The organism is Antarctobacter sp. (genome assembly GCF_034670325.1).
GTDB lineage: Bacteria > Pseudomonadota > Alphaproteobacteria > Rhodobacterales > Rhodobacteraceae > Antarctobacter.
Map to the genome: position 1 here is coordinate 57,861 of NZ_JAXMNR010000006.1, position 23,000 is coordinate 80,860.

Annotated in this window: 24 protein-coding genes; 6 read left to right on the forward strand and 18 right to left on the reverse strand. The window is 62.6% G+C overall.

What is annotated here, in order from left to right; genetic code table 11:
* Positions 1–154: 154 nt before the first annotated feature.
* The 6 genes from VOI21_RS15720 to VOI21_RS15745 form a co-directional block, all read right to left on the reverse strand.
* Complete coding sequence (locus tag VOI21_RS15720) at positions 155–811, reverse strand: OmpA family protein (RefSeq protein WP_416358981.1); 657 nt, start codon at positions 809–811, stop codon at positions 155–157.
* A gap of 14 nt (positions 812–825) precedes the next feature.
* On the reverse strand, positions 826–2,259 hold the full coding sequence (locus tag VOI21_RS15725; protein ID WP_323770891.1) for a type II and III secretion system protein family protein: 1,434 nt from the start codon (positions 2,257–2,259) through the stop codon (positions 826–828).
* 218 nt (positions 2,260–2,477) lie between these two features.
* A complete protein-coding gene (gene cpaB / locus VOI21_RS15730; protein ID WP_323770892.1) occupies positions 2,478–3,332 on the reverse strand; it encodes a Flp pilus assembly protein CpaB in 855 nt (284 codons plus the stop codon).
* Between the two features lie 191 nt (positions 3,333–3,523).
* Entirely contained in the window at positions 3,524–3,703 is a 180-nt protein-coding gene (locus VOI21_RS15735; protein WP_094036711.1) for a hypothetical protein, read from the reverse strand.
* A 109-nt stretch (positions 3,704–3,812) separates the two neighbouring features.
* Positions 3,813–3,992: a hypothetical protein gene (locus VOI21_RS15740; protein WP_094036710.1), complete on the reverse strand. Its 180-nt coding sequence runs from the start codon at positions 3,990–3,992 to the stop codon at positions 3,813–3,815.
* A gap of 124 nt (positions 3,993–4,116) precedes the next feature.
* The gene (locus VOI21_RS15745; protein ID WP_094036710.1) at positions 4,117–4,296 is read right to left on the reverse strand and encodes a hypothetical protein; all 180 of its coding nucleotides are present in this window, start codon (positions 4,294–4,296) and stop codon (positions 4,117–4,119) included.
* A 360-nt stretch (positions 4,297–4,656) separates the two neighbouring features.
* Between VOI21_RS15745 and VOI21_RS15750 the strand changes: the two genes are divergently transcribed.
* Complete coding sequence (locus tag VOI21_RS15750) at positions 4,657–5,535, forward strand: lytic transglycosylase domain-containing protein (protein ID WP_323770893.1); 879 nt, start codon at positions 4,657–4,659, stop codon at positions 5,533–5,535.
* 41 nt (positions 5,536–5,576) lie between these two features.
* On the opposite strand, the gene VOI21_RS15755 is transcribed toward VOI21_RS15750, so the two are convergent.
* The 11 genes from VOI21_RS15755 to coxB all read right to left on the reverse strand — a co-directional run bounded on the left by VOI21_RS15755 (position 5,577) and on the right by coxB (position 15,558).
* The gene (locus VOI21_RS15755; protein WP_323770894.1) at positions 5,577–6,992 is read right to left on the reverse strand and encodes an FAD-binding oxidoreductase; all 1,416 of its coding nucleotides are present in this window, start codon (positions 6,990–6,992) and stop codon (positions 5,577–5,579) included.
* Between the two features lie 113 nt (positions 6,993–7,105).
* The gene (locus tag VOI21_RS15760) at positions 7,106–7,933 is read right to left on the reverse strand and encodes an MBL fold metallo-hydrolase (protein ID WP_323770895.1); all 828 of its coding nucleotides are present in this window, start codon (positions 7,931–7,933) and stop codon (positions 7,106–7,108) included.
* A gap of 142 nt (positions 7,934–8,075) precedes the next feature.
* Positions 8,076–8,660, reverse strand: a complete 585-nt coding sequence (locus VOI21_RS15765; protein WP_323771185.1) for a GNAT family protein — start codon at positions 8,658–8,660, stop codon at positions 8,076–8,078.
* Positions 8,660–9,922, reverse strand: a complete 1,263-nt coding sequence (locus VOI21_RS15770) for a pitrilysin family protein (protein ID WP_323770896.1) — start codon at positions 9,920–9,922, stop codon at positions 8,660–8,662. Before VOI21_RS15770 ends, VOI21_RS15765 begins: the two co-directional genes overlap by 1 nt.
* The gene (gene thrC, locus VOI21_RS15775) at positions 9,919–11,307 is read right to left on the reverse strand and encodes a threonine synthase (protein WP_323770897.1); all 1,389 of its coding nucleotides are present in this window, start codon (positions 11,305–11,307) and stop codon (positions 9,919–9,921) included. The genes VOI21_RS15770 and thrC overlap by 4 nt, the downstream gene beginning before the upstream one ends.
* Position 11,308: 1 nt before the next feature.
* Positions 11,309–11,986 (reverse strand): SURF1 family protein, encoded by a 678-nt coding sequence (locus tag VOI21_RS15780; RefSeq protein WP_323770898.1) that lies wholly within the window; start codon positions 11,984–11,986, stop codon positions 11,309–11,311.
* Positions 11,987–12,064: 78 nt separating this feature from the next.
* Complete coding sequence (locus tag VOI21_RS15785) at positions 12,065–12,904, reverse strand: cytochrome c oxidase subunit 3 (protein WP_323770899.1); 840 nt, start codon at positions 12,902–12,904, stop codon at positions 12,065–12,067.
* Positions 12,905–12,928: 24 nt separating this feature from the next.
* Positions 12,929–13,510, reverse strand: coding sequence for a cytochrome c oxidase assembly protein (locus tag VOI21_RS15790; protein WP_323770900.1), 582 nt, complete (start codon positions 13,508–13,510; stop codon positions 12,929–12,931).
* On the reverse strand, positions 13,500–13,670 hold the full coding sequence (locus VOI21_RS15795) for a cytochrome C oxidase assembly protein (RefSeq protein WP_323770901.1): 171 nt from the start codon (positions 13,668–13,670) through the stop codon (positions 13,500–13,502). Before VOI21_RS15795 ends, VOI21_RS15790 begins: the two co-directional genes overlap by 11 nt.
* Positions 13,667–14,602 (reverse strand): heme o synthase, encoded by a 936-nt coding sequence (cyoE, locus tag VOI21_RS15800; protein ID WP_323770902.1) that lies wholly within the window; start codon positions 14,600–14,602, stop codon positions 13,667–13,669. Before cyoE ends, VOI21_RS15795 begins: the two co-directional genes overlap by 4 nt.
* 80 nt (positions 14,603–14,682) lie before the next feature.
* The gene (coxB, locus tag VOI21_RS15805) at positions 14,683–15,558 is read right to left on the reverse strand and encodes a cytochrome c oxidase subunit II (protein ID WP_323770903.1); all 876 of its coding nucleotides are present in this window, start codon (positions 15,556–15,558) and stop codon (positions 14,683–14,685) included.
* A 179-nt stretch (positions 15,559–15,737) separates the two neighbouring features.
* Here coxB and tldD point away from each other — a divergent pair, with 179 nt between their 5' ends.
* The 3 genes from tldD to dprA all read left to right on the forward strand — a co-directional run bounded on the left by tldD (position 15,738) and on the right by dprA (position 18,959).
* A complete protein-coding gene (tldD, locus tag VOI21_RS15810; protein WP_323770904.1) occupies positions 15,738–17,159 on the forward strand; it encodes a metalloprotease TldD in 1,422 nt (473 codons plus the stop codon).
* 97 nt (positions 17,160–17,256) lie between these two features.
* Entirely contained in the window at positions 17,257–17,625 is a 369-nt protein-coding gene (locus VOI21_RS15815) for a hypothetical protein (protein ID WP_323770905.1), read from the forward strand.
* Between the two features lie 143 nt (positions 17,626–17,768).
* Positions 17,769–18,959, forward strand: coding sequence for a DNA-processing protein DprA (gene dprA, locus VOI21_RS15820; RefSeq protein WP_323771186.1), 1,191 nt, complete (start codon positions 17,769–17,771; stop codon positions 18,957–18,959).
* 6 nt (positions 18,960–18,965) lie between these two features.
* Here the strand turns inward: dprA and VOI21_RS15825 are convergent, their stop codons facing one another.
* On the reverse strand, positions 18,966–19,400 hold the full coding sequence (locus VOI21_RS15825) for a hypothetical protein (protein WP_323770906.1): 435 nt from the start codon (positions 19,398–19,400) through the stop codon (positions 18,966–18,968).
* 187 nt (positions 19,401–19,587) lie between these two features.
* Here VOI21_RS15825 and topA point away from each other — a divergent pair, with 187 nt between their 5' ends.
* Both topA and VOI21_RS15835 read left to right on the forward strand, forming a co-directional pair.
* On the forward strand, positions 19,588–22,296 hold the full coding sequence (gene topA, locus VOI21_RS15830; RefSeq protein WP_323770908.1) for a type I DNA topoisomerase: 2,709 nt from the start codon (positions 19,588–19,590) through the stop codon (positions 22,294–22,296).
* An 89-nt stretch (positions 22,297–22,385) separates the two neighbouring features.
* Positions 22,386–22,952: a L,D-transpeptidase gene (locus VOI21_RS15835; protein ID WP_323770909.1), complete on the forward strand. Its 567-nt coding sequence runs from the start codon at positions 22,386–22,388 to the stop codon at positions 22,950–22,952.
* The last annotated feature ends 48 nt before the right edge of the window (positions 22,953–23,000 follow it).

Here is a 23,000-nt window from a genome sequence, read left to right on the forward strand (position 1 = left end):
TGGAACAATTTGCGCGTGTATCGTTTCAGAAGGGGAGGGAAACCGCCGGAATCGGCGCGACTGGAGCCGGAACAGGGCCCGAACGGAGGGTTTGAGGTGGGCAGCAAAAAGGGGCCGGCTGGCCCCTTGTCGCGTTGGCAGGTGTTGGGTCGCGTTACTGGGTAACGGCCAGATCCTGACCCTGCTGCCCGGTCAGCACCGTCGTCGGTTCGGCGCTGCGGATGTATTCGCGGTAGATGACTTCGGCATATTTTCCGTCCATCACCGTGGGATGCCGCGCGACAAAGCCTGAAACCTCGGTCACGGTGCGCCGGTTGCGGCGTTCGCGGCCTTCGGTCACGATCAGGGGCTGTGTTTCGCCGTAGGAGACAACCGCCTCCAGCCGCGACTTGCTGATGCCCTGGCTGGCCAGATAGTTCACAACTGCATGTGCCCGGCGCAGGCCCAGCCGCTTGTTGAAGGCATCGCCGCCGACCTTGTCGGTGTGGCCGTAGACGCGAAAGCGGATTTCGGGGAACTGCCGTATCCACTGCGCCTGTTCGCGCAGGGTGTCGCGCGCTCCGTGGTCCAGTTCTGCGCTGTTGAAGGCAAAATTGACCGTTGTCATCACCTCAGAGGCGAACCGCTGCGAAAGATCGTAGATGATCTGTTTTTCGCCGGTCATCAGCTGATGGTTGTTCATCGTGGCATTGCCGAAATGACCAGTGTCGATCAGCGCGCCCGCCTGACGGTCGAAGCCGTCCGGCGTCTTGCTGCATCCGGCGATCACTAGGCCCATTGCCAGGGCGGCGGTTATCGGAAACCTGGTCATTTTGCGCCTCTGCATCAGTCCATCACATATCCGTAAGACCCGGTGAAATCCTGCTTGGCCACTTCGCCTGCGGCACCGGTTTTCGGCACGCCGCCACCGGGTTTGCCCGCCACTTTTCCGCGCAGGAACAAGTCCCGTTCGGTTGGCGGCACAACTCGGTCGGTGGGCAGGGCGAAATATTCGCCCCGGGTCGGGGTCACCAGATGCGGCGTCACGATGATCACCAGTTCCGACTGCGAGCGCTCAAATTCTGCACTGCGGAACAGCGCGCCCAGCACCGGCACGTCCCCCAGCCACGGAAGCTGGGCGTTGGAATCGGTGAAATCGTCCATCAACAGACCCGCGATGGCAAAGCTTTCACCGTCGCGAAGTTCGACCGTGGTCGAGGTTTCGCGCCGCTTGAAGGCGTTGACCGCAATGTCCGACAAGACAATTGCGTTGCCGGTGTCGATCGACGAGACCGCCGCTTCGAGTTCGAGATTGATCAGATCGCCGTCAATCACCCGCGGGATAAAGTTCAATTCAACACCGAAGGGTTTGTATTCGATGGTGATCGTGTTGTTCTGCTGGCTGACCGGGATCGGATATTCGCCGCCGGCCAGAAACTTGGCTTCCTGACCAGACAGGGCGGTCAGGTTCGGTTCCGCCAGGGTGCGGACAACGCCTTTGCGTTCCAGCGATTCAAGCAGGATGCCCACCTCGAGACCGCCGGCGTTGAACCCAAACAGGACCGCGCCCTCGACATCAATGGCTTTGGGCGCCAGCTTGTCGGCCACCGCGTCCACATCCGCCAAAGAAGCGGCGTTTCCGGTGCCCAGTTCCAGACCCAGATTGCCGTCCAGCACCGATCCGCCTGTTGCCAGCGAGGTGCGCAGCATCTTGGCCGCCGTGCGTTCCATTTCTGCAAAGCGGACCTTCAGCATCACCTGCTGGACGCCGCCCACGGACATAAGGTTCGACACCCGTTCCGGTGCATAGCGTTCTGCAAGTTCCAGCGCCCGCTGCATCCGCCCGGTCGAGGTGACGGTGCCCGACAGGACAATGCCGTCATTGGCGGTGCGCACTTCGATCTTTTCCTGCGGCAGGATCTGGCGCAGACGTTCCTTGAACTCAGACACATCCGGCGAGACCCGGATATCGACGTTGGTGATCAACTCACCGGCCGCGTCCAGAATGGTCAGCGTCGTTGTCCCGGGCGACTTTCCCAGCACATAGATGTTGCGGTCGTTCAACGACGAAATATCGGCGATGGCGGGGTTGGCGATCGAAAGTTCGGCAAAGGGCAGATCGCTTTCAACGACCAGCGCCCGGTTCATCGGAACATTCAATATCGGCTGAGTGCCATTGCGCAGGATGCGCAGCGTGTCCGCCTGCACCTCACTGACAAACGGCGCGGCCGTTAGCGACAGGCCCAACAGGGCTGCCTTTAGGAATCTGTCAATTTTCATGTGACCTGCCTCTCGATCACGCCTCGGTCGCAGGTCTATCGCCTGCATTTTTCCAAACATGCAGCATTTCTTGTTTTTATGCAAGAATCAATGGGTTCAGGCGGGGTACTTATGTGGATAACCCGCAACAGATGTGATTTTGTCGCAAAAAAATGGGCCCCCGCGTCGGCGGGAGCCCATTTGAGTCAAGCGGTTGAATTCGCCCGTTGAAACGGCGTTCAGTTGGTGCAGGGGATCGGGATCTCGACCACGTCGGCACCGCGGCGCACCCGGGTGGTGCAGGACTTTGACGCTTTCTTTTCAATCTGCTCTTCGGCGACGATGCCAAGCAGCGAGAGCTGATCGACCTCGATTGCCTCGGCAACGGTGTCATCCAGTTGCGACATCAGCGACAGAGACAGCTTTCCGGTCGATTGCGCCTGTGCCAGTGCCGCGACTTGCTGCGGGCTGGCGGCCACGGTCACGGTGCGCGCGATGGTGGCAGTGTTGTATTCGGTGTCCGATGTCTGGTCGATGGCGATCAGATTGATCCCGGTCTGGATCAGCTTGGTGACTTCGCCAGAGGATCGCTCGCCAATCTCGCCGGGCAGGCGGCCCGTCCAGTATACGTCGACCCGGTCGCCGGGACGCAAAAAGCCCGATACGCCCGAGGCCACGTCGACCTTGATGGCAAAGGCGCGCTGTCCGCGGGCCAGACGCGATGTCAGTCCTGCGTCGCCGCCCGGCTCGGAGACCTTGACGGCCATCAACACTTCGCTCTTTTCGATCGGGCGCATCGCCAGGCGCGCGCCCTCACCGGTGACGAAAAAGGGGTTTTCGGCGTCGAAATACGTCTCTGGCAGGGCCTTTTTGGGCCAGGGGGTCAGAACCACGTCCTCTTTCTTGATTTCTTCGCCATAGCTGATGGCGCGCGTGGTCACATAGACCTCCGCCACCGGCACCGACGTGCCCGACTTGGCACGTTCCTGTGCCAGCGCGCTTTCGTAGGCACCGATATAGTTCTGCGCCATGTAGACGGCAAAGCCCGCCAGGGCGAGGCCGGCGATGAGCACGAGTCCGAATACGAGTCGCATGGGTCACCTCACTTGGAATGTCACGACATTGGCCGGCGGTCCGGCTTTGGATCACATTGCCATGCGATTGCGGCAAGAACGGGACAGGGGCGGGGCACTTTGGCGACCCGCCCCTGTTCAGGTAGTTTCATGTCCGCGCACCGAAGGGCGGCCCGCTTCCGGGCCGCCGGCGGTTTGCATGGCGGAAGGGATCAGAAATCGTTCTGGCGCACCAGTTCGGCGGAAACGCCGTCGCGCAGGCCAAGCGTGGCGGTTTCCGCAGCGGTATAGGCAGCGATGCAGAGACCCACGATAGCAGCAGTCAGAACGACCCAATCCACGGTCACGGCACCATCTTCTTTCTTCAGAAAGGCACTAAGCAGAACGCGCATGGTGTAACTCCGGGGCTGGGGGGCCGCACGTAAAGATATGCGGGTTTGAAAAAGGCGCGCACCGCAGCGCGCGCCTGGACTTCAGGTGATCGTTAAACGATCAGCCGACTTAGAAGTCGTTTTCGAGAGCCACACGTGCAGCGGCTGCGTCGATCAGCGCCTGCGAGTTGGTTTCGATGGTCGAGTAGGCGGCCACGGCCAGACCCACGACAGCTGCGGTCAGGACGACCCAGTCAACTGTAACGGCGCCGTCTTCGTCTTTGCGGAAGTTCTTGATGAAGTTGATCATGGTTTTTCTCCGGTTCGACCTATTGGTCGCTATATCAAGCGACCGTCGTGGCCGCGGGTTTGGGTAGGTGGCGCGCCACATCGGGGCGCGCCTTGTGGTTTGCGGCGATTACGCCGCTGCCGACTTAGAAGTCGTTTTCGAGAGCCACACGTGCGGCGGCTGCGTCGATCAGCGCCTGCGAGTTGGTTTCGATGGTCGAGTAGGCGGCCACGGCCAGACCCACGACAGCTGCGGTCAGGACGACCCAGTCAACCGTGACAGCGCCGTCTTCGTCTTTGCGGAAGTTCTTGATAAAGTTGATCATTGTTCTCTCTCCGTAGATGTGTGCGTTTTTCACATTCACCGTCTCGGGGTCGTAGCGGGCCTCTCTCAACTTGCCCTGTCCGTCGTCGGTATGACTGTAAATTGCCGGTGGTTTGGGGCGAGAGTGTGTCTCGAATGGTGTGATTTTGGAGCCTTGCAGTTTTTTGGCTTAAAAATGGTTAAGCGACTGCTTTTTAATGAGAAAATATATCGACGGGATGAGTCTGGGACCGGGTTTTGGCCCTGTGCTGCGCGCTTTGGGTGACGATGGTTTTCCAATGCGCAACACTGATGGATAAATTGGCCGGATTGTGCCAAAATAAGAATAATAAGGACCTAAAAACGGGGATCGAGCAGGCCCATGGTCGTCAGGACACGTGTGAGCGCCGCAATTGCGGCCATTTTTATCTGTGCGCAGGGCGCGCAGGCGCAGGAGGCGGCCAGTTCCCCCCCGGCTTTCAAGGATTTCACCTTTAAACGGGTCAAACCACCCGAATCCGGCACCAAGAAACGGATCACTGTTCAAATCGCCCCGCGCGCCAATCCGGCGGTTGCGCCGCCGCTTGCCTCGGCCCCGTCTCCGAAGCCCGCACCACAGGCCGGCGTGGTCACCGGCGCGATTGCCGGTGCGCCCGCTGTTCCGCTGGGCAGTTATGCGTGGTTCTGGAACACGGTCTCACCCGAGGTTACAGCCACCGGGCCGGGCCGTCTGACCCCGGCGCTGGCCACCCTGACAAAAGGCCCCGAAGGCCAGAGCGTTGGCGCACCGCGTTTGCAAGGCTTGCAGGAGATCGCGCAGGCGCACGGTGTGGACCTGTTGCGTGAAACGGTGGGGACGCGCGTGTCGCCCGCGCTGGCGCTGGCGGTCATCGCGGTGGAATCCGCCGGAGAGTCGCGCGCCAAAAGCAAGGCAGGCGCGCAGGGGCTGATGCAGTTGATGCCCGCCACGGCAGAGCGTTTCGGGGTCAAGGATGCCTTTGATGCGACGCAGAACATCCGGGGTGGCGTGGCTTTCCTCGATTTCCTGATGGAAAAGTTCGAGGGCGACCCGATCCTTGTGCTGGCAGGGTACAATGCCGGTGAGAATTCGATTGGTAAGCACAGCGGCGTGCCACCCTATGCCGAAACGCGTGACTATGTGCCCAAAGTGCTGGCCGCCTTCAGCGTGGCGCGCGGGTTGTGCCTGACCCCGCCGGAGCTGATCTCGGACGGCTGCGTGTTTCGGGTGATGTCACCGTAGAGCGATCCCGTCCGGGATGTGATCCGGGACCTTGATCTGACTCAGGCCCGCACCACCGCGCCGGGGTTCATGATGCCCTTGGGGTCCAGCGCCGCCTTGATCGCCCGCATCGCCGCCAGTTTGGCCGGGTCGCCGTAGCGTTCCAGATCGTCGACCTTCAGCCGCCCGATGCCATGTTCGGCGCTGATCGACCCGCCCAGGTCATGCACAAGGTCATGCACGCAGGTCTTGATCGCGTCGCGCTGATCTGTGTGATCCTCGCGGGTGCGCCCCGGCGCAGGAAAGACATTATAGTGCAGATTGCCGTCGCCGACGTGGCCAAAGCAGTTGATCCGCCAATCGCCCAGCGTCGCCAGCGCGGCCCCGCCACGGGTGATGAATTCGGGGATGAGCCCCAGCGGCACAGAGATGTCGTGGCTCGACACCGCGCCGATCCGCCGGTTCGCTTCGGGGATGTGTTCGCGCAGGGTCCAGAGGTCGCGCGATTGCGCGACAGACTGCGCCACGATTCCGTCTGTCACCAATCCGGCCTCAAAGGCCTCGGCAAAGATGGTCTCTAGGGCTGTGGCCGCATCGGACCCGACACCCAGTCCGATCTCGATCAAAACCGCCCACTCTGGCGGGCTGTCCCAAGGCTGGCGCAGTTCGGGAAGGGTTTCGGCAAGAAAGTCGAACCCCATGCGGTGCATCAGCTCAAAGGCGCTGACCGTCTCACCCAGTTGCCCTCGTGCCAGCGCCAGCAGCGCCAGCGCCGCCTCGGGCGAGGTCACGGTCATCAAGGCCGTCCCGGTGGCGGCGGGACGGGGCGACAGCTTGAGGCTGGCCGCCGTGATGATCCCCAGCGACCCCTCAGAGCCGATCAGCAGGTGGCGCAGGTCATAACCCGTGTTGTCCTTGCGCAGCCGTTTGAGCCCGTGCCAGACCGACCCATCGGGCAACACCGCCTCCAGCCCCAGCACCAGATCGCGCGCATTGCCATAGCGCAGCGTATTGACGCCGCCCGCGTTGGTGGCCAGTAGCCCGCCGATCCGCGCCGACCCTTCGGAGGCCAGCGACAGGGGAAACAGGCGGTCGGCTGCCTCGGACGCGCGCTGGACGTCGGTCAGGATTGTCCCGGCCTCGACTACGGCGACGTTTTCCTGCGGATAGACGGCGCGGATGGCAGACATGCGTTCCAGCGACAGGATCAAAGGCGCGGGCCCGTCGGGCTGTAGCTGACCACCGACAAGCCCGGTCCCGCCGCCATAGGGGATAATGCCGACACCCTCGGCAGCGCAGGTTCTGACGATGGCCGCCACCTCTTCGGTGTTGCGCGGCAGGGCCACCCATTTGCTGTTGCTGGTCCAGCGCCCGCGCGGTTCTTCGCGAAAGCGCGGCTCTGCCGGGCGCAGGGTATCGGTCGGCAGAGACTGGGCCAGACGGCTGGAGAAAGCGTCATCGGCAGGGGCAAGCGGCATGAGGTCCTCCTCGCATTACTGGGCGTGGTTGTGGCACGCGCAGGGGGGCGGGGCCAGCCCCGGATGCGCCTCTGGGACTGTGCACAAAGATGAGATCGCAAGAAGCGGGCGGATCAGTCCGGATCGCTAAGAAAGCGCGGCTGCAACACGATCACCGTGGGCCGCGAGGGCAGGTCGCGCAGCGAGACCTCCAGCGTGGCACCGTCGCGCCGGTCGATGGCAAAGGTGTCGTCCACATTGGCAAGGAACTGCTCCAGCGCGTAGCCCGAGAACCAGTGCATCGGGATCACGATGGAGCTTTTCAGCCGGTCAACAATGCGTTCCACGGTTGCCAGAGGGATTGTCATGCCGCCATCCACCGGCACCATCAGGATATCGGCGCGCCCGAGGGCGGCATATTGCCGGGAGGTTGGTTCGTGGTGCAGGTGGCCCAGATGGGCGATGCACAGCCCCTCTACCTCGAAGATGAAGATCGAATTGCCGTTCGGCTCATCCCCGCCATAGGCCGAGCGGATGTCGGTCGAGACATTGCGGATCAGCATTTCGCCCAGATCCAGATGATGTTCGATGCCGCTGCCGAACTCGGCCCCCCAACCGCGCAAGACGTGCGGAATGGCCGGGTCTATGGCATTGGTCCAATGGGTGGTATGGGCATGGTTCATGGTCACGATGTCGGGGATCAGCCGTGTGTTGCCGATAAAGCCGTTGAAATCGGTCACCGCCTCCAGCCCGCCGCGTGTCTGGATCATGAAAGACGCGTGGGCGATGTAATGAATACGCACGCTGTAGTCAGGTATCGGATCAGTCCAGCTGGCCTTGTGCAGATATTCCAGCCCCGGTGCGGCCTCGGCGATGGCGATGCAATGGCTGGGGCGGCGCTGTTCTTGCGCGCTGAGGGCGCTGGCAAAGAGGCAGAGCATGGCTGCGGCGAGGCGGATCATCGGACACTCCTACGGCTGGCACAAAGGAATGATCTGAGGGTAGCGCGAGAGCGCGATCTGCCAAATGCACAAAAGCGTTGTTCGGAGGGATGCGGCGGCGTTTGCCGGGATTTCGCGCAGGGCACAGGGGCGCTGCCGGGGATCACCCGATGTCTGTGCGCCCGCGCCGATCAATCCGCAACGCGGAATACAGGACATGGGTCCGCCAGCGTCCATTGATCTGAAGATAGCTTTGCGCGACGCCTTCGTATTTGAACCCCGACTGTTCCAGCAACCCGCGTGAGGCGACATTCTCGGGCAGGCAGGCGGCCTCTAGCCGGCTCAGTCCCATGTGTTCAAAGGCATGGTGGACCATGGCAGCGATGGCCTCTGTCATATAGCCGTGCCGCGTGTACCGTTCGCCAACCCAGTAGCCAAGGGTGCCGGCCTGCGCCGGACCACGGCGGATGTTGTCCAGCGTGATCGCCCCCAGCAGCGCCTGATCTTCGCGGCGGATGATGAACATGGGCAGGGCGCTGCCGGACCCGATAGAGCGCGAGGCCCAGTAGACGCGGTTGGTAAAGGCCTTGCGCGTCAGGTGATCCGCCGCCCAGGACGGCTCCCACGGGGTCAGGAAGTTCTCGCTTTCGCGGCGCAAGAGCGACCATGGCGTATAGTCGGAATGGATCGGCGGGCGCAGGGTCAGCCGCTCTGTTTCAAGCCTCACCTTGCGCCTGAACGCCAGCATCATGCAGCCCGGCGCGCCTGCAGTTCGGCAAGGGTGGGGGCATTGTCCACCGGCCCGTAAAGCGCCAGTGCGGCGGCGGCCTGTGCGGCCTGTTCCTCGGCAAAGCGCAGCACGTCGGCGCGGGTGACCGCGTCGATCTTGGCCACAGTCTTTTCGATTGCCGGAACTTCTCCCCAGATCTGGATCATGCGGGCGCTGCGTTCGGCACGCGAGGACGGGCTTTCGAGACCCATGAGCAGACCGGCCTTCATCTGGGCGCGGGCGCGCTCAACCTCGGCGTCGCTCATATCCTCGGTGGCGCGCTTCATCTCATCTATGGTCAGGTTGATGAGTTCGGGCATTTCGGCACCCGAGGTGCCGGCATAGATCGTGGTCATGCCGGTGTCGGCATAGGCCCCGTTCTGCGCGAAGATCGTGTAGCAGAGGCCACGCTTTTCGCGGATCTCCTGAAACAGGCGCGAGGACATGCCGCCACCAAGGGCGACAGAATATATCTGTGCGGCGTAGAAATCGGCGTCGCGATAGCCCGGTGCCTCGAACGCCAGCGCCAGATGCGCCTGCTCAAGGTCCTTGGTCCGCCGCGCCTCGCCGCCGTGAAAGCGGGCGGCATCGGCGCTCAGGGCGCTGCGCGGGACCATGTCGCCAAACAGGTCTTCGGCCTGTTTCACCAGCGCGTCGTGATCGACGCCACCAGCGGCGGACAGGATCATCTGATCCGGGCCGTAGTGTTCATTGACGAAGGCGGCCAGATCGTCGCGGTTAAAGCCCTGCACCCGCGCCGTTTCCCCAAGGATGGTGCGCCCGATGGGTTGGTCTGGGTAGGCCTTTTCCTGCAACCAGTCAAAGATCACATCGTCGGGCGTGTCATGCGCCTGACCGATCTCCTGCAGGATCACGTGGCGTTCAACCTCAATCTCTGAGGGGTCAAAGACCGGGTTGCGCAGGATGTCTGCCAGAACATCGACGGCAAGACCGACATCGGCCTTCAGCACGCGGGCGTAGTAGGCGGTCACTTCGCGCGAGGTATAGGCGTTGATATAGCCGCCCACATCCTCGATCGCCTCGGCGATCTGCAACGCGCTGCGCCGCTTGGTCCCCTTAAAGGCCATGTGTTCAAGGAAATGGGCAATGCCGTTCTGCTCGACCCGCTCATGCCGTCCGCCTGCCGTGACCCAGAGACCGACAGCGGCCGATTGCAGGCCGGGCATGTCTTCGGTCACGATACGCAATCCGTTGGAGAGTGTGGCGAGTTTAACAGTCACTTGGCAATACGCTCCTGAATGAGGGTCTCTAGGGCGGTGAGGTCGTTTTCGACCCGGGTTACCCGTTCCGAACGCTCATAAAGGTCCGCCATGCGATTTGGAAGAGGGGGGCGAATGCCGCTGGCCTTTTCAACCGCGTCGGGGAACTTGGCCGGATGGGCGGTGGCCAGCGTGATCATTGGCGTCGCCGGGTCGCGCATGTCCTCACCGACACGCACGCCAATGGCGGAATGCGGGCATAGCAGTTCGCCCATCGACGCGTTGGCGCTGCGGATGGTGTCCAGCGTCTGATCCTCGGACACGCGGCCGCTGTCGAAATGTTCCCGCAGCGCCTGCAACGCGCCCTGGCTGACGTTGAAACCGCCGGATTTGAGTTCATCCATCAACTGCGCCACGGCGTTGCCATCGCGGCCATAGGCGTCAAACAGGGCGCGCTCAAAGTTGCTGCTGACCTGAATGTCCATCGAGGGGCTGATCGAGGGATGCACCTCTGACGTGGCGTAGGCGCCCGACGACAGGCAGCGGTGGAGGATGTCGTTTTGGTTGGTCGCAACCACCAGCCGGTCGATGGGCAAGCCCATGCGCTTGGCGATGTAGCCGGCAAAGATGTCGCCAAAGTTGCCGGTCGGCACGGTGAAGCTGACCTTGCGGTCCGGCGCGCCAAGGCTGACGGCGGAGGAGAAGTAGTAGACCACCTGAGCCAGAACGCGCGCCCAGTTGATGCTGTTCACGCCTGCCAGCCGCACGGTGTCGCGGAACTCAAAATGGTTGAACATGTCCTTGAGGCGGGCCTGACAGTCGTCGAAATGACCATCCATCGCCAGCGCGTGCACGTTCGCCTCGGACGGGGTGGTCATCTGGCGGCGCTGTACCTCTGACACGCGGCCATGCGGGTAGAGGATAAAGACATCGACATTGTCGAGCCCCTTGAACGCCTCGATGGCGGCAGAACCGGTGTCGCCGGAGGTCGCGCCAACGATGGTCACCCGCTCTCCGCGCCGTTCCAGTGCCTCTTGGAACAATTGGCCGATCAACTGCATGGCGAAGTCCTTGAAGGCCAGCGTGGGGCCGTGGAACAGTTCCAGCAGAAAATGCCCCGGCGCAATCTGAACCATCGGCGCGCGGGCATTGTGGTCAAACCCGGCGTAGGCCTTTGCGATCAGGTCGGCAAAAACCTCATCGGTGAAGCCATCGCCCACAAAGGGGCGCATCACGCGAAAGGCGGTTTCCTCATAGCTGAGACCGTGCAGGGCGCGGATGTCGTCGGCGCTCATCTGCGGGATGGTTTCGGGCACGTACAGGCCACCATCGCGGGCCAGACCGGACAGCATGGCCTCTTCGAATGTCAGCGCGGGGGCCTGTCCTCGGGTCGAGATGTAACGCATGTCAGGACTCCTTGCCTGTCTTGAGACGCCAGATCCAGACGCCTGTCATGATGAGCCAGACCGCGGCGAGCGAAAACCACGTGATGGCATATTGCAAGTGATCGTTGGGAATGCCGCCGGTGTCGACGGGCAGGGGCGTCACGCCCTTGTCCGCGGGCGACATTTCGCGGGTGATGACCAGCAGCGGCTCTGTCCCCAGCGCCTCTGCCATCGGGCCGATATCGCGGGCGTACCAGATGTTCTTGGCGGGGTCGTTGTCGGGGGTCGAGGAATTGCGATCATCCGGCCAGTGCAGATTGCCTCGGACCGTGACCGTACCCGCGTAACGTGGCAGGTCTTTCTGTTCGACGGGTACATAGCCACGATCCAGCAGGATGCGCCGTCCGTCTTCGGTCTGGAAAGCCGAGACCAATCGCCAGCCCGCGCCGCGCTGCTTGACGGAGACCAGAACGGCAAGCGTGTCGCTGCCGATCTCACCGTTTAAAACGACGGGCTGATAGCGCTGCGCCTCGGGGTCGATGAGGCGGGGCAGGGGTTGTGGGTCGCCAGCGATCGTCGTTTCGATGTCATCCAGGATGCCGCGCTTCCACTCCAGCCGCTGAATTTGCCACGTCCCCAGCCACACGAGGATCGCAATGCCGCTAAGGCCAAGGACAAGGGGGGCGATGTAGCGGTTCAAGAACAGCCTCCGAAACGAAAAAGGCGCGCCCCTATGGGCGCGCCTTGGTTTATCGCGTGACGCGGCGGGTGCAAGCCCTCAGCCACCCCAGATGTAGACGGCGCAGAACAGGAACAGCCAGACCACATCGACGAAGTGCCAGTACCAAGCTGCTGCCTCAAAGCCGAGGTGATTTTCGGCAGTGAAGTGGCCGCGGTAGACGCGCAGCAGGCAGATGAAGAGGAAGATCGTGCCGATGATCACGTGCATCCCGTGAAAGCCCGTCGCCATAAAGAAGTTGGCACCGTAGATATTGCCAGAGAAGCCAAAGGCCGCGTGGCTGTATTCGTAGGCTTGGAAGGCGGTGAAGATCAAACCCAGCAGGATGGCGAGGATCAGGCCGCTTTTGACGTCCTGACGGTTGTCCTCATGCACCAGCGCGTGGTGCGCCCATGTCGCCGCAGCGCCCGAGCAGAGCAGGATCAGCGTGTTGATCAGCGGCAGGTGCCACGGGTCGAACGTCTCGATCCCGGCGGGCGGCCAGACGCCGTCCACGGCGGGGGAGTTGCCGGCCGGATCCATCGGGTACATGGCGTGTTTGAAGAACGACCAGAACCAGGCGAAGAAGAACATCACCTCGGACATGATGAACAGGATAAATCCGTAACGCAGGCCGATCAGCACGACGGGTGTGTGATCGCCGACCTTGTTTTCGGTGATGGTTTCCGCCCACCAGCCGAACATGACGTACAGCACGCCAACAAAACCGATCAGGAACAGCCAAGGGCCGCTCAGGGTGATCGCTTTGAACAGGATGGTCATTTCACCCGACATCCAGGCCACCGCGCCGAACAGCATGGCAAAGGCGAAGACTGCGCCCAAGAGCGGCCAGATAGAGGGGTTCAGAATGTGGTAGTCGTGGTTCTTTGCATGCGCCATGTCAGTTCGTTCCCTCGCTTGGCGTTAGTTGACGGACGCGTCCGCGTCTCTTTTGGCGTCAAGAGCGGCCTGCGCCTCTTCGGGCAGGTCGATCTCGTGGAAAGTGTAGCTTAACGTGATGTGGCCGGTGTGCTTGGCATCCCGGTCGGTCACGATCTCCGGGTCGACGAAGAAGCTGACCGGCATCTGGACCCGTTCACCGGGCATCAATACCTGTTCCTCGAAGCAGAAGCAGTCGATCTTGTAGAAAAATCCTCCCGCTTCGTAAGGGGTCACGTTGTAGCTGGCCTGACCGGCGACGGGGCGGTTGGTGGGGTTGTAGGCCTCGTAAAAGGCCAGACCCTCTTCGCCGATGCGGATCGTCATCTCAGGCTGGACGGGTTTGAACTCCCACGGCATCCCGCGTTCTTTGGAGGCGTCAAAGCGGATCTTGATCGTCTTGTCCAGAATGTCGCCCGCAGCGGAGGCCACATTGGGCGTGCCGCCAAAGCCGGTCACCTTGCAGAACCAGTCGTAGAAGGGCACCGAGGCCCAAGCCAGGCCACCCATCAGGACAACCACACCAACTGTTTGCAGAAGGGTCTTTTGTTTTCCGTCAATCGCCATTGGACACTCCCTGCTGAGGCTGCATCTGAATGCCGCCCTGCGTGATCTTCACATAGGTCAATCCAAGAATGATCACGACAAAAGCAGCCAGCACCAGACCGACGCCGGTGTTTCGGCCTTGACGGCGTTTGTGCAGCTCATGTTGCTTGCTCAGGCTCATCCCCAGATCCCCACGCGGTCAAGGCCCGCGTCCACCAGAATGGCACCGAAGTGGGCGAAGAGGTAGAGCAGCGAAAGTTTGAAGAATTTCTTTTCCACCTTGTAGCCATCCGCCTCTGCGGCAGCTTCGTCGCGGCGCACGATTTGCACTGCCCCCTTGAGGAAAAGTGCGTTCAGCACCAGAGCGGTGGCCAGATAGACCGGCCCGCCGACCTGAGTAAAGCCAAGGCCGATGGCAAAAGCCGCCAGAAGGACGGTGTAGGCAAGGATATGGCGGCGGGTCGCGCGGCGACCGTGGGTCACGGTCAGCATCGGCACGGTGGCGTTGTCATAGTCCATGCGGACAAACAGGGCGAGCGCCCAGAAGTGCGGCGGCGTCCACAGGAAGGTCAGGCAGAACATCAGCACCGAGGCGGTCGAGATATCGCCGGTTGCGGCGGCCCAGCCGATCATCGGGGGGAAAGCCCCGGCGGCGCCGCCGATCACGATATTCTGCGGCGTCAGACGCTTGAGCCACATTGTATAGATCACAACGTAAAAGAAGATGGTGAAGGCCAGCAGGCCCGCCGCCACCCAGTTGGTGGCGAGGCCAAGGAAGATCACGGCAAAGGCCGACAGTGTCAGGCCGATCGCCAGTGCTTCGTCCCGGGTGACTTTGCCAGCGGGGATCGGGCGCTTGGCGGTGCGCTTCATGACCGCGTCGATGTCCGAATCGTACCACATGTTCAGCGCGCCAGAGGCACCGCCGCCGACAGCGATGAACAGCACGGCACAGAAGCCGACAAACGGATGCACTGCGACCGGTGCCGCCAGAAGGCCCACAAAGGCCGTGAACACCACCAACGTCATGACTCGCGGCTTCAGCAGGGCGAAATAATCGCCAAACTGGGCCTCGTTCTCATAGGCGTCGGAATGCAGGCTTGCGTCGCTCATCGTGGGTCCCTTGGCAAAAGATGCGCCGCTACGGCGCACCTTATGGATATAGCGTAGGGTGGGCTTCAGCCCACCAAGGCTCAGTTGGTCAGAACCGCGCGGACATCGGTGTAACCACCTTCGTCGATCGAGGCGGCCAGCCATGCCTCATAGGCGGCTTCGCTGACAACCTTGACGGTGATCGGCATGTAGGCGTGGGCAATGCCGCAGAGTTCCGAGCACTGACCGTAGTACACGCCCTCTTTCTGCGGGGTGAACCACAGTTCCGCCAGACGGCCCGGCACCGCGTCCTGCTTGACGCCAAATGCGGGGATGGTCCACGAGTGGATTACGTCCGCGCCGGTGACCTGCATGACGATCGTCTTGCCAACCGGCACGACAACCGCAGTGTCGGTGGCCAGCAGAAAGTCGCTCTTGTCATAACCGGCCTCGACCAGTTGTGCCTCAACATCCGGGGACATCCGGTTGTCGCCGCCCGTGGCGGGGGAGCCGATCATGTAGGCGTCATAGGCCAGATCGGTGCCGACGTATTCATAGCCCCAGTACCATTGGTAGCCTGTCACCTTGATGGTGATGTCGCCCTCGGGGATTTCTTGCTGCTTGAACAGCACCGGCAGCGAAAACGCGCCAATGAAGACCAGAATGACGATCGGGCCAATGGTCCAGGCCACTTCGAGCGGCGAGTTGTGGGTAAAGGCCTTGGGAACCGGGTTGGCCTTTTGGTTGAAGCGAACAGCGGCGAAGGCCAGCAGCCCGGTCACAAAGAGGGTGATGATGGTGATGATCACCAGAACCATCCCGTCCAGCCACTGAAGATCGGCGGCCAGTTCGGTCGCTGCGGGCTGAAAGCCCATCCCGCCAGCCTGCGGTTTGCCCAGAACGGGAAGGTCTTGCGCCAGTGCTGGCGTCGCGAGAAAGGCACTCAGAAGGCCCAGAAGCATCGATTTGCGTTGCATGTCTCACCCTGATCAGTTGCGAGTGTGGTCCACGGGAGGGCCACGGCGGCAGACCCGAACGGCCCACGCACCTCCCATTGCGTTCTGCCCTGCTTAAAATCATATTCCGTTATGCCGGGAAAGCTCGGCCCTTGCGGCAAACCGCCGCTTTTTTGATCCAGATCAAGCCGGAGACGCCCATGACCCCCTCTGCCTTTCGCCCGTTCGACACCCATCTGGACCTTGAAGGCACCACCGCGCTGGTCCGTGAGGCGCTGAGCGGTGCCGAGGATGGCGAGTTGTTCCTTGAGCGGTCGCGCTCGGAATCATTGGTGCTGGATGACGGGCGGGTCAAGACCGCCAGTTACGATTCGTCCGAAGGATTCGGCTTGCGCGCGGTGCGCGGTGAGGTGGCTGGCTATGCCCATGCCACCGAAATCAGCGAAAGCGCGCTGAAACGTGCGGTTCAGACGGCTCGGCTGGCCATTGGGGACGGGGGCGGAATCATGTCGCCCCCTCCAGCGGGTACCAATCGCACGCTGTACACAGACGCCGACCCGATCGAGGGCGCGAGCTTTCCGGTCAAGCTGGAGACCCTGCGCGAGATCGACGGCTATACCCGCGATCTTGACCCGCGCGTGGTGCAGGTGACGGCGACCATCGCCGCATCGCTGCAAGAGGTCTCTATCCTGCGGGCGGATGGAACGCTGGTCAGCGACATCCGCCCGATGACCCGCGTCAACGTGAGTGTCATTGTCGAACAGAACGGTCGCCGCGAATCCGGGACGGCCGGTGGTGGCGGGCGGGTTCCGCTGGACGGCTTGCTGGCCCCGCAGGACTGGCAGTCCAAGGCGCGCGAGGCGCTGCGCATCGCGCTGGTGAACCTTGAGGCAGAGCCAGCTCCGGCCGGGGTGATGGATATTGTTCTGGGCCCAGGCTGGCCCGGCATCCTGCTGCACGAGGCCATCGGTCACGGGCTGGAGGGGGATTTCAACCGCAAGGGGTCTTCGGCCTTTGCCGGGCTGATGGGCCAGCAGGTCGCGTCCAAGGGCGTCACGGTTCTGGACGATGGCACCATTCCCGACCGGCGCGGCTCTATCACCATCGACGATGAGGGCACGCCCAGCGGCAAGAACGTGCTGATCGAGGACGGGGTGCTGGTGGGCTATATGCAGGACCGCCAGAACGCCCGCCTGATGGGCGTCCAGCCGACGGGCAACGGGCGGCGGCAGAGCTTTGCGCATATCCCGATGCCGCGTATGACCAACACCTATATGCTGGGCGGAGATGCCGATCCGGCGGATATCGTGGCCGACCTGAAGGACGGGATCTGGGCCGTGGGATTTGGCGGCGGCCAGGTGGACATCACCAACGGCAAGTTCGTGTTCAGCTGCACCGAGGCGTATCGCGTCAAGGACGGCAAGGTCGGTGCCCCGGTCAAGGGCGCGACGCTGATCGGCGACGGGGCAACCGCGCTGCAACAGATCAGGGCGCTGGGCAACGATATGGCGCTGGACCCCGGCATGGGAAACTGCGGCAAGCAGGGACAATGGGTCCCGGTGGGCGTTGGCCAGCCGACCGTCATGATCGGGGGGCTGACGGTTGGCGGCGCGCAGGCCTGAGCCCTGGTGGCACCCACTACGCTCTGATCCGGCGATAGCCAAAGGGCTGACCATCTGGGCGCACCTCCTGGCGATCGGGATTGCCCTGGTCGGCACGGTGGTCCTTGGTTTCGCGATTGGCACCAGCGCCACGGCCGTCGCGTGGTTGTCCGACGAGATCGCCGGTGTCTTCGCGGCAATTGGAATCATGTTATTCTTTACCGTGCTGTTCAGCTGGGCGGGGCACCTACCGGGCGCCGTGATGCTGCACTACGCTCTTGTTCGCGGCAAAGGGGGCTGGGCGGTGGCGATGGCCGGAGGTCTGGCCATCGGTGTTGCCCTGTCGGCGCTGATCGGCAGCGTTCTTGCCGCGCTGCTGGGGCCGTTTCTGGCACTGGCGCACCTTGCCGCGCTGCGGTGGATGGCGTCGCTGTTCCGGCCGCGCGGGGATCGAATCGCACCGTCGGGGTGTGGGGCGCCGCAATAGCCCGGCCCCCGATGCAGGACGTGCACGGCAACTGCTTTGCGAAAACATGCATTTAGCCGAAAAAGTGAATGAATCCTTCCCGGATTCACCACTGGTTAACCACCGTGCGGTTAAGACTGAACCTGCAAGAAGACGGGGTCAGGATGCGCGACGAAAGCTACTCTTCCACTCACCCCCCACTCCCACCCACCACGGAAGATCATCGTGTGGCCTGGCTCCGTCTCTTGCGCTCTCGGCGGGTTGGTCCGACGACTTTCTGGAGAATGCTGGCCGAACACGGCAGTGCCGAGGCCGCGCTGGATGCGTTGCCCGGGGTCGCGCGTGCCGCAGGTGTCGACAAATACGAATCCTGTCCGCTTGGCGTGGTCGAGGCGGAACTGTCCGCCGGACGTCGCATCGGCGCCTGGATGGTCTGCCGGGGAGAGCCTGATTATCCCGAAGATCTAGCAGATATTTCCGACGCCCCCCCGATCCTCTGGGGGGTCGGGGATCGTGCCGTGTTGCGCCGCGCCAAGGTGGCGCTGGTCGGCGCGCGCAGCGCGTCATCGCTGGGCACCCGAATGGGGCGGCGTCTGGCCGAGGGGCTGGGGGCATCGGGCTACGTGGTTGTCTCCGGGCTGGCTCGCGGGATCGACACGGTTGCGCATCTGGGCGCGCTGCCCACCGGGACAATCGCTGTCATGGCGGGCGGGGTCGACGTGCTCTATCCATCGGAAAACACCAAGCTGGCCGAAGAGATCGCCGCCAATGGCGGTGCCCGTGTCAGCGAACAGCCCATCGGAATGCAGCCGGTCGCGCGCCACTTTCCGACCCGCAACCGCATCGTCTCTGGCCTGTCGCGGGGGGTCGTTGTGGTCGAGGCGGCGGCCAAGTCGGGATCCCTGATCACCGCGCGCACGGCGCTGGATCAGGGACGTGAGGTGCTGGCGGTGCCCGGTCACCCGATGGACGCCCGCGCCAGCGGCTGCAACATCCTGATCCGGGACGGCGCGCGTTTGATCCGCAATGTCGAGGATATCCTTGAGGCTCTGCCGCCAGCAGAGGCCCCCGCTTCGCCTGATTGCCAAACGCAACTCGACCTTCCCGCCCCCCAAGCCGCGCCGCCCGCTGCAATGCCGGATGCGCCCTCTGGCAAGGGCAAACTGCGTGAAGCGGCGGCGCTGCACCGGCAAATCCTCGACCGACTGGGGCCGTCACCGCTGGCCGAGGATCAACTGATCCGCGACCTTGGCGCATCAGCGGGCAAGGTCTCGCCGGCCTTGACCGATCTGGAACTCGACGGTCAGATCCGGCGTCAGCCCGGCGGCCTTCTGTCGCTTGTGCCGCGCAACTGACGTGGGTCAGCAGACCTCGGGGATGACCGAACCCCATGTCGGGCAGAACTGCGGATCCGCCCACCAGACATCGGTGGCCCCCATGGCATGATGCACGGCCACCCACGTGTCGCCAGACCGCTGGTAGAGCGCCTGAATATCCACGCCATCCCAGTCAAAGGGGTTGTCCCATCCGGGCCGCTGCGGAATCTCGCCTGCGGTGATCTCCCGCCCGCCGGGCCGCACTGGATGCAGGCTTGCAAAGGCGACGTCGCCGCTGACCCTCAGGTCGGAGACGACAAAGATCACCGGCGCGCCAAGCGTCCATTCCGCGATCGGTCGCATCGCATCCATCAACTGCGTGCGCAGGGCAGACCCCCGCGCAGGCGTCTCCCATGCGGAGGCGGTCAGCGGGACGAGGGTCAGAGCGGCAGCGGTCAGCGTTATGGCAAATCGGAACACGGCAAATCCTCCTTGGAATGCCGCCACAGTAACCGCAAGAACTGCCCGCCGAGAAGCCTGTTCCGGCGCATCGCGGCACCCCTGATTGACAAATCGGCCTTGCACCCCACATGTTGCGCCGCCATACGCGGCCCCAGACAAGGCCCCCGCAAGGCCAGAGTATTTATTCGCGAGGTAGCAGAGTCCCATGCCCGTCGTTGTCGTCGAATCCCCGGCCAAGGCCAAGACAATCAACAAGTATCTGGGGTCCGATTACACGGTTCTGGCTTCTTATGGTCACGTACGTGACCTGCCGCCCAAGGATGGATCGGTCGATACAGAGCACGATTTCGCCATGAAATGGGAGATCGCCAACGATTCGCGCAAACACGTTGCCGCCATCGCCGAAGCGTTGAAATCCGATGACGAACTGATCCTCGCAACTGACCCCGACCGCGAAGGCGAGGCGATCAGTTGGCACCTCAAGGAGGCGCTGACCAAGCGCCGGTCGATCAAGAAAACCACCAAGGTAGAGCGCGTCACGTTCAACGCCATCACCAAGGCCGCCGTCACCGAGGCGATGAAAAACCCACGCGACATCGACGCGCCGCTGGTCGAGGCCTATCTGGCCCGCCGCGCGCTGGATTACCTTGTGGGGTTCAACCTGTCGCCGGTGCTGTGGCGCAAGCTGCCCGGCGCGCGGTCGGCGGGGCGGGTGCAGTCGGTCTGCCTGCGCCTGATCGTCGAGCGTGAACAAGAGATCGAGGCGTTCAATCCGCGCGAATACTGGCAGGTGCGCGCCGCGCTGACCACGCCGCGCGGGCAGACGTTCGAGGCGCGGCTTGTCAATCTTGCTGGCAAAAAGCTGGATCGCTACGACATCGCCAATGTGACCGACGCCGAAATGGCCGTCAGCGCCATAGAAAAGCGCGCGCTAAAGGTAATGAGCGTCGAGGCAAAGCCGGCGTCTCGCAACCCGTCCGCGCCCTTTATGACTTCGACCCTGCAACAAGAGGCCAGCCGCAAGTTTGGCATGGGCGCCAAGGCGACGATGAACACGGCGCAGCGTTTGTACGAGGCCGGCTACATCACCTACATGCGGACCGATGGCATCGACATGGCCCCCGAGGCCGTGCAGGAATGCCGCGCCGCGATTCAGGACCGGTTCGGCAAGGAATACGTGCCGGGCAGCCCGCGCATCTACAAGAACAAGGCCAAGAACGCGCAGGAAGCGCACGAATGTATCCGCCCCACCGACATGACCAAGGACGCAGAGGCGCTGCGTCTGGCTGAACCGGATCAGCGCAAGCTGTACGACCTGATCTGGAAGCGCACGCTGGCGGCCCAGATGGAAGGCGCGCGACTGGAACGCACCACGGTCGACATCGGCAGCGATGACGGTCAAGTGGGTCTGCGCGCGACCGGTCAAGTGGTGTTGTTCGACGGTTTCCTCAAGGTCTACGAGGAAGGCCGTGATGAGCCGGCGGAGGACGACGACAAGCGCCTGCCGCAGATCATGCAGGGTGAGCCCGCGAAATTTGCAGCCGGAAGCCTGAAATCGGACCATGCAAAGGCGATGGAAAAGGGCACGGAGCGCGGTCTTCCCGCCGTGATGTCGGGCGATGGCGCGACATTGGCGACGCAAAGCTTTACCAACCCGCCGCCGCGCTACACCGAGGCGACGCTGGTCAAGAAGATGGAAGAATTGGGCATCGGTCGGCCCTCCACCTATGCATCGGTCATCACCACGATTCAGGACCGCGAATACGTCCGTAAGGAACAGAATCGCCTGTTCCCGGAGGACAAGGGCCGGATCGTGACAATCTTCTTGCTCAATTTCTTCAAGCGGTACGTGGAGTACGACTTTACCGCCGCTTTGGAAAACGAGCTGGATCAGGTCAGCGCGGGTGACAGCGACTACAAGGAGTTGCTGGCCAAGTTCTGGCGCGATTTCAGCGCTGCGATTAGCGAGACGTCGGACTTGCGCATTTCCGAAGTGCTGGACGTGCTGGACGAGGCGCTGGCGCCGCAGCTGTATCCCCCGCGCGAGGATGGCAGCGATCCGCGCATCTGTCCGAAGTGCGGGCTTGGGCAACTGCACCTCAAGACGTCGCGCACCGGCGGCTTTGTCGGGTGTGGCAACTATCCCGAATGCACCTATACCCGTCCGATTGCCGGTGAGGGCGCCGACGGGGAAGAGCGCGTTCTTGGGGAGGACGCAGGGGATGAGATCTGGCTCAAGGCCGGCCGCTTTGGTCCTTATGTGCAACGCGGTGAGCCCACACCGGAGAACAAGAAGCCGCCACGCGCTTCGCTGCCCAAGGCCAAGGGGCAATATCTGCCCGGCTGGGAGCCGGATGGCATGACGCTGGAAAAGGCGCTTACCCTGCTGACCATGCCGCGCGAAATCGGCATGCACCCCGAGGGCGGCGTCGTCAGTTCCAACCTTGGCCGCTTTGGTCCCTACATCATGCACCAAAAGCCTGATGAGGAGAAACCGGTCTACGTCAACCTCAAGGAATTCCAAGAGGTTTTCGAGATCGGCATGAACCGCGCGGTCGAACTGCTGGCTGAAAAACGGGCAAATCCGGGACGCGGGCGCGGATCGGCGGCAAAACCACTGCGCGAGTTGGGAGAGCATCCGGACGGCGGCGCGCTGAGTGTCTTTGAGGGGCGTTACGGGCCGTATGTGAAGTGGGAAAAGGTCAATGCGACCCTGCCCAAGGACGTCGACCCAAAAGATATTACACTCGAGGCGGCTGTGGCGCTGGTGAACGAAAAAGCTTCAAAAGGCGGTAAGAAAAAGGCCGCCCCCAAGAAGCCTGCGGCCAAGAAAGCCACGGCCAAGAAAGCGCCCGCCAAAAAGCCCGCCGCCAAAAAGGCGGCACCGAAAAAGGCCTCTGGCGACGCAGGCTGAGTCAGAGGACACATCCTGTAAATAACATGTGATTGGCGCCGCATCGCAGCGAGATGTATCCATGCCTTAAAACAGGCATGGAGTTCATCATGACAGGCATTTTTTCCAGACGCAGTCTGCTGCTGGCTGGTGGTGCGGCGCTGATCGTACCCGGTCAGGTGCGCGCGCAAGAGCGGGCCGAAGCATCCGCCGTCCGTCGTAATGTGTCGAGCTTTGCCAGTCAGGACTGGCGCGACCACTTTGACGCTTTGGGCGTGGGGTGCATCGTTTGTGACACCACCAGCCGCGCCTTGCATTACTGGAGCGCGGACGGGAGCGACTATCGGATCTACCCGACCTCGGTGCCCAAAACGGATGAATTGACCAAGCGCGGCTATACAAAGATCGTGCGCAAGAAAGTTGGCCCGTCGTGGACGCCGACGGCGTCGCAGATGGAACGCTTTCCCGATTGGAAGCCCGTCGAGGGCGGCGCTGCGGACAATCCGCTGGGCACCCACGCGATGTATCTCGATTGGCCCGCCTATCTGATCCACGGCACGCACGATACGCGCAAGATCGGCCGCCCGTCTTCGGATGGGTGTATTGGCCTGTACAATGAGAAGATCGCCGAGCTTTTCGAGATCACGCCAGTCGGCACACAGGTCCGTCTGATCTGATGTGAGCGCTCTCACCCCGGTGGTGCGTTGACTTCTCCCCGTGGGGCG

Coding starts and splice junctions, on each gene's coding strand:
- tldD (WP_323770904.1), top strand. CDS start 15,738: ATGACCCCCTCTGCCTTTCGCCCGTTCGACACCCATCTGGACCTTGAA.
- VOI21_RS15835 (WP_323770909.1), top strand. CDS start 22,386: ATGACAGGCATTTTTTCCAGACGCAGTCTGCTGCTGGCTGGTGGTGCG.
- thrC (WP_323770897.1), bottom strand. CDS start 11,307: ATGCGTTACATCTCGACCCGAGGACAGGCCCCCGCGCTGACATTCGAA.
- dprA (WP_323771186.1), top strand. CDS start 17,769: ATGCGCGACGAAAGCTACTCTTCCACTCACCCCCCACTCCCACCCACC.
- VOI21_RS15745 (WP_094036710.1), bottom strand. CDS start 4,296: ATGATCAACTTTATCAAGAACTTCCGCAAAGACGAAGACGGCGCTGTC.
- VOI21_RS15795 (WP_323770901.1), bottom strand. CDS start 13,670: ATGAGCCTGAGCAAGCAACATGAGCTGCACAAACGCCGTCAAGGCCGA.
- VOI21_RS15790 (WP_323770900.1), bottom strand. CDS start 13,510: ATGGCGATTGACGGAAAACAAAAGACCCTTCTGCAAACAGTTGGTGTG.
- VOI21_RS15765 (WP_323771185.1), bottom strand. CDS start 8,660: ATGCTGGCGTTCAGGCGCAAGGTGAGGCTTGAAACAGAGCGGCTGACC.
- VOI21_RS15720 (WP_416358981.1), bottom strand. CDS start 811: ATGACCAGGTTTCCGATAACCGCCGCCCTGGCAATGGGCCTAGTGATC.
- VOI21_RS15725 (WP_323770891.1), bottom strand. CDS start 2,259: ATGAAAATTGACAGATTCCTAAAGGCAGCCCTGTTGGGCCTGTCGCTA.
- cpaB (WP_323770892.1), bottom strand. CDS start 3,332: ATGCGACTCGTATTCGGACTCGTGCTCATCGCCGGCCTCGCCCTGGCG.
- topA (WP_323770908.1), top strand. CDS start 19,588: ATGCCCGTCGTTGTCGTCGAATCCCCGGCCAAGGCCAAGACAATCAAC.
- coxB (WP_323770903.1), bottom strand. CDS start 15,558: ATGCAACGCAAATCGATGCTTCTGGGCCTTCTGAGTGCCTTTCTCGCG.
- VOI21_RS15735 (WP_094036711.1), bottom strand. CDS start 3,703: ATGCGCGTTCTGCTTAGTGCCTTTCTGAAGAAAGAAGATGGTGCCGTG.
- cyoE (WP_323770902.1), bottom strand. CDS start 14,602: ATGAGCGACGCAAGCCTGCATTCCGACGCCTATGAGAACGAGGCCCAG.
- VOI21_RS15755 (WP_323770894.1), bottom strand. CDS start 6,992: ATGCCGCTTGCCCCTGCCGATGACGCTTTCTCCAGCCGTCTGGCCCAG.
- VOI21_RS15750 (WP_323770893.1), top strand. CDS start 4,657: ATGGTCGTCAGGACACGTGTGAGCGCCGCAATTGCGGCCATTTTTATC.
- VOI21_RS15740 (WP_094036710.1), bottom strand. CDS start 3,992: ATGATCAACTTCATCAAGAACTTCCGCAAAGACGAAGACGGCGCCGTT.
- VOI21_RS15785 (WP_323770899.1), bottom strand. CDS start 12,904: ATGGCGCATGCAAAGAACCACGACTACCACATTCTGAACCCCTCTATC.
- VOI21_RS15760 (WP_323770895.1), bottom strand. CDS start 7,933: ATGATCCGCCTCGCCGCAGCCATGCTCTGCCTCTTTGCCAGCGCCCTC.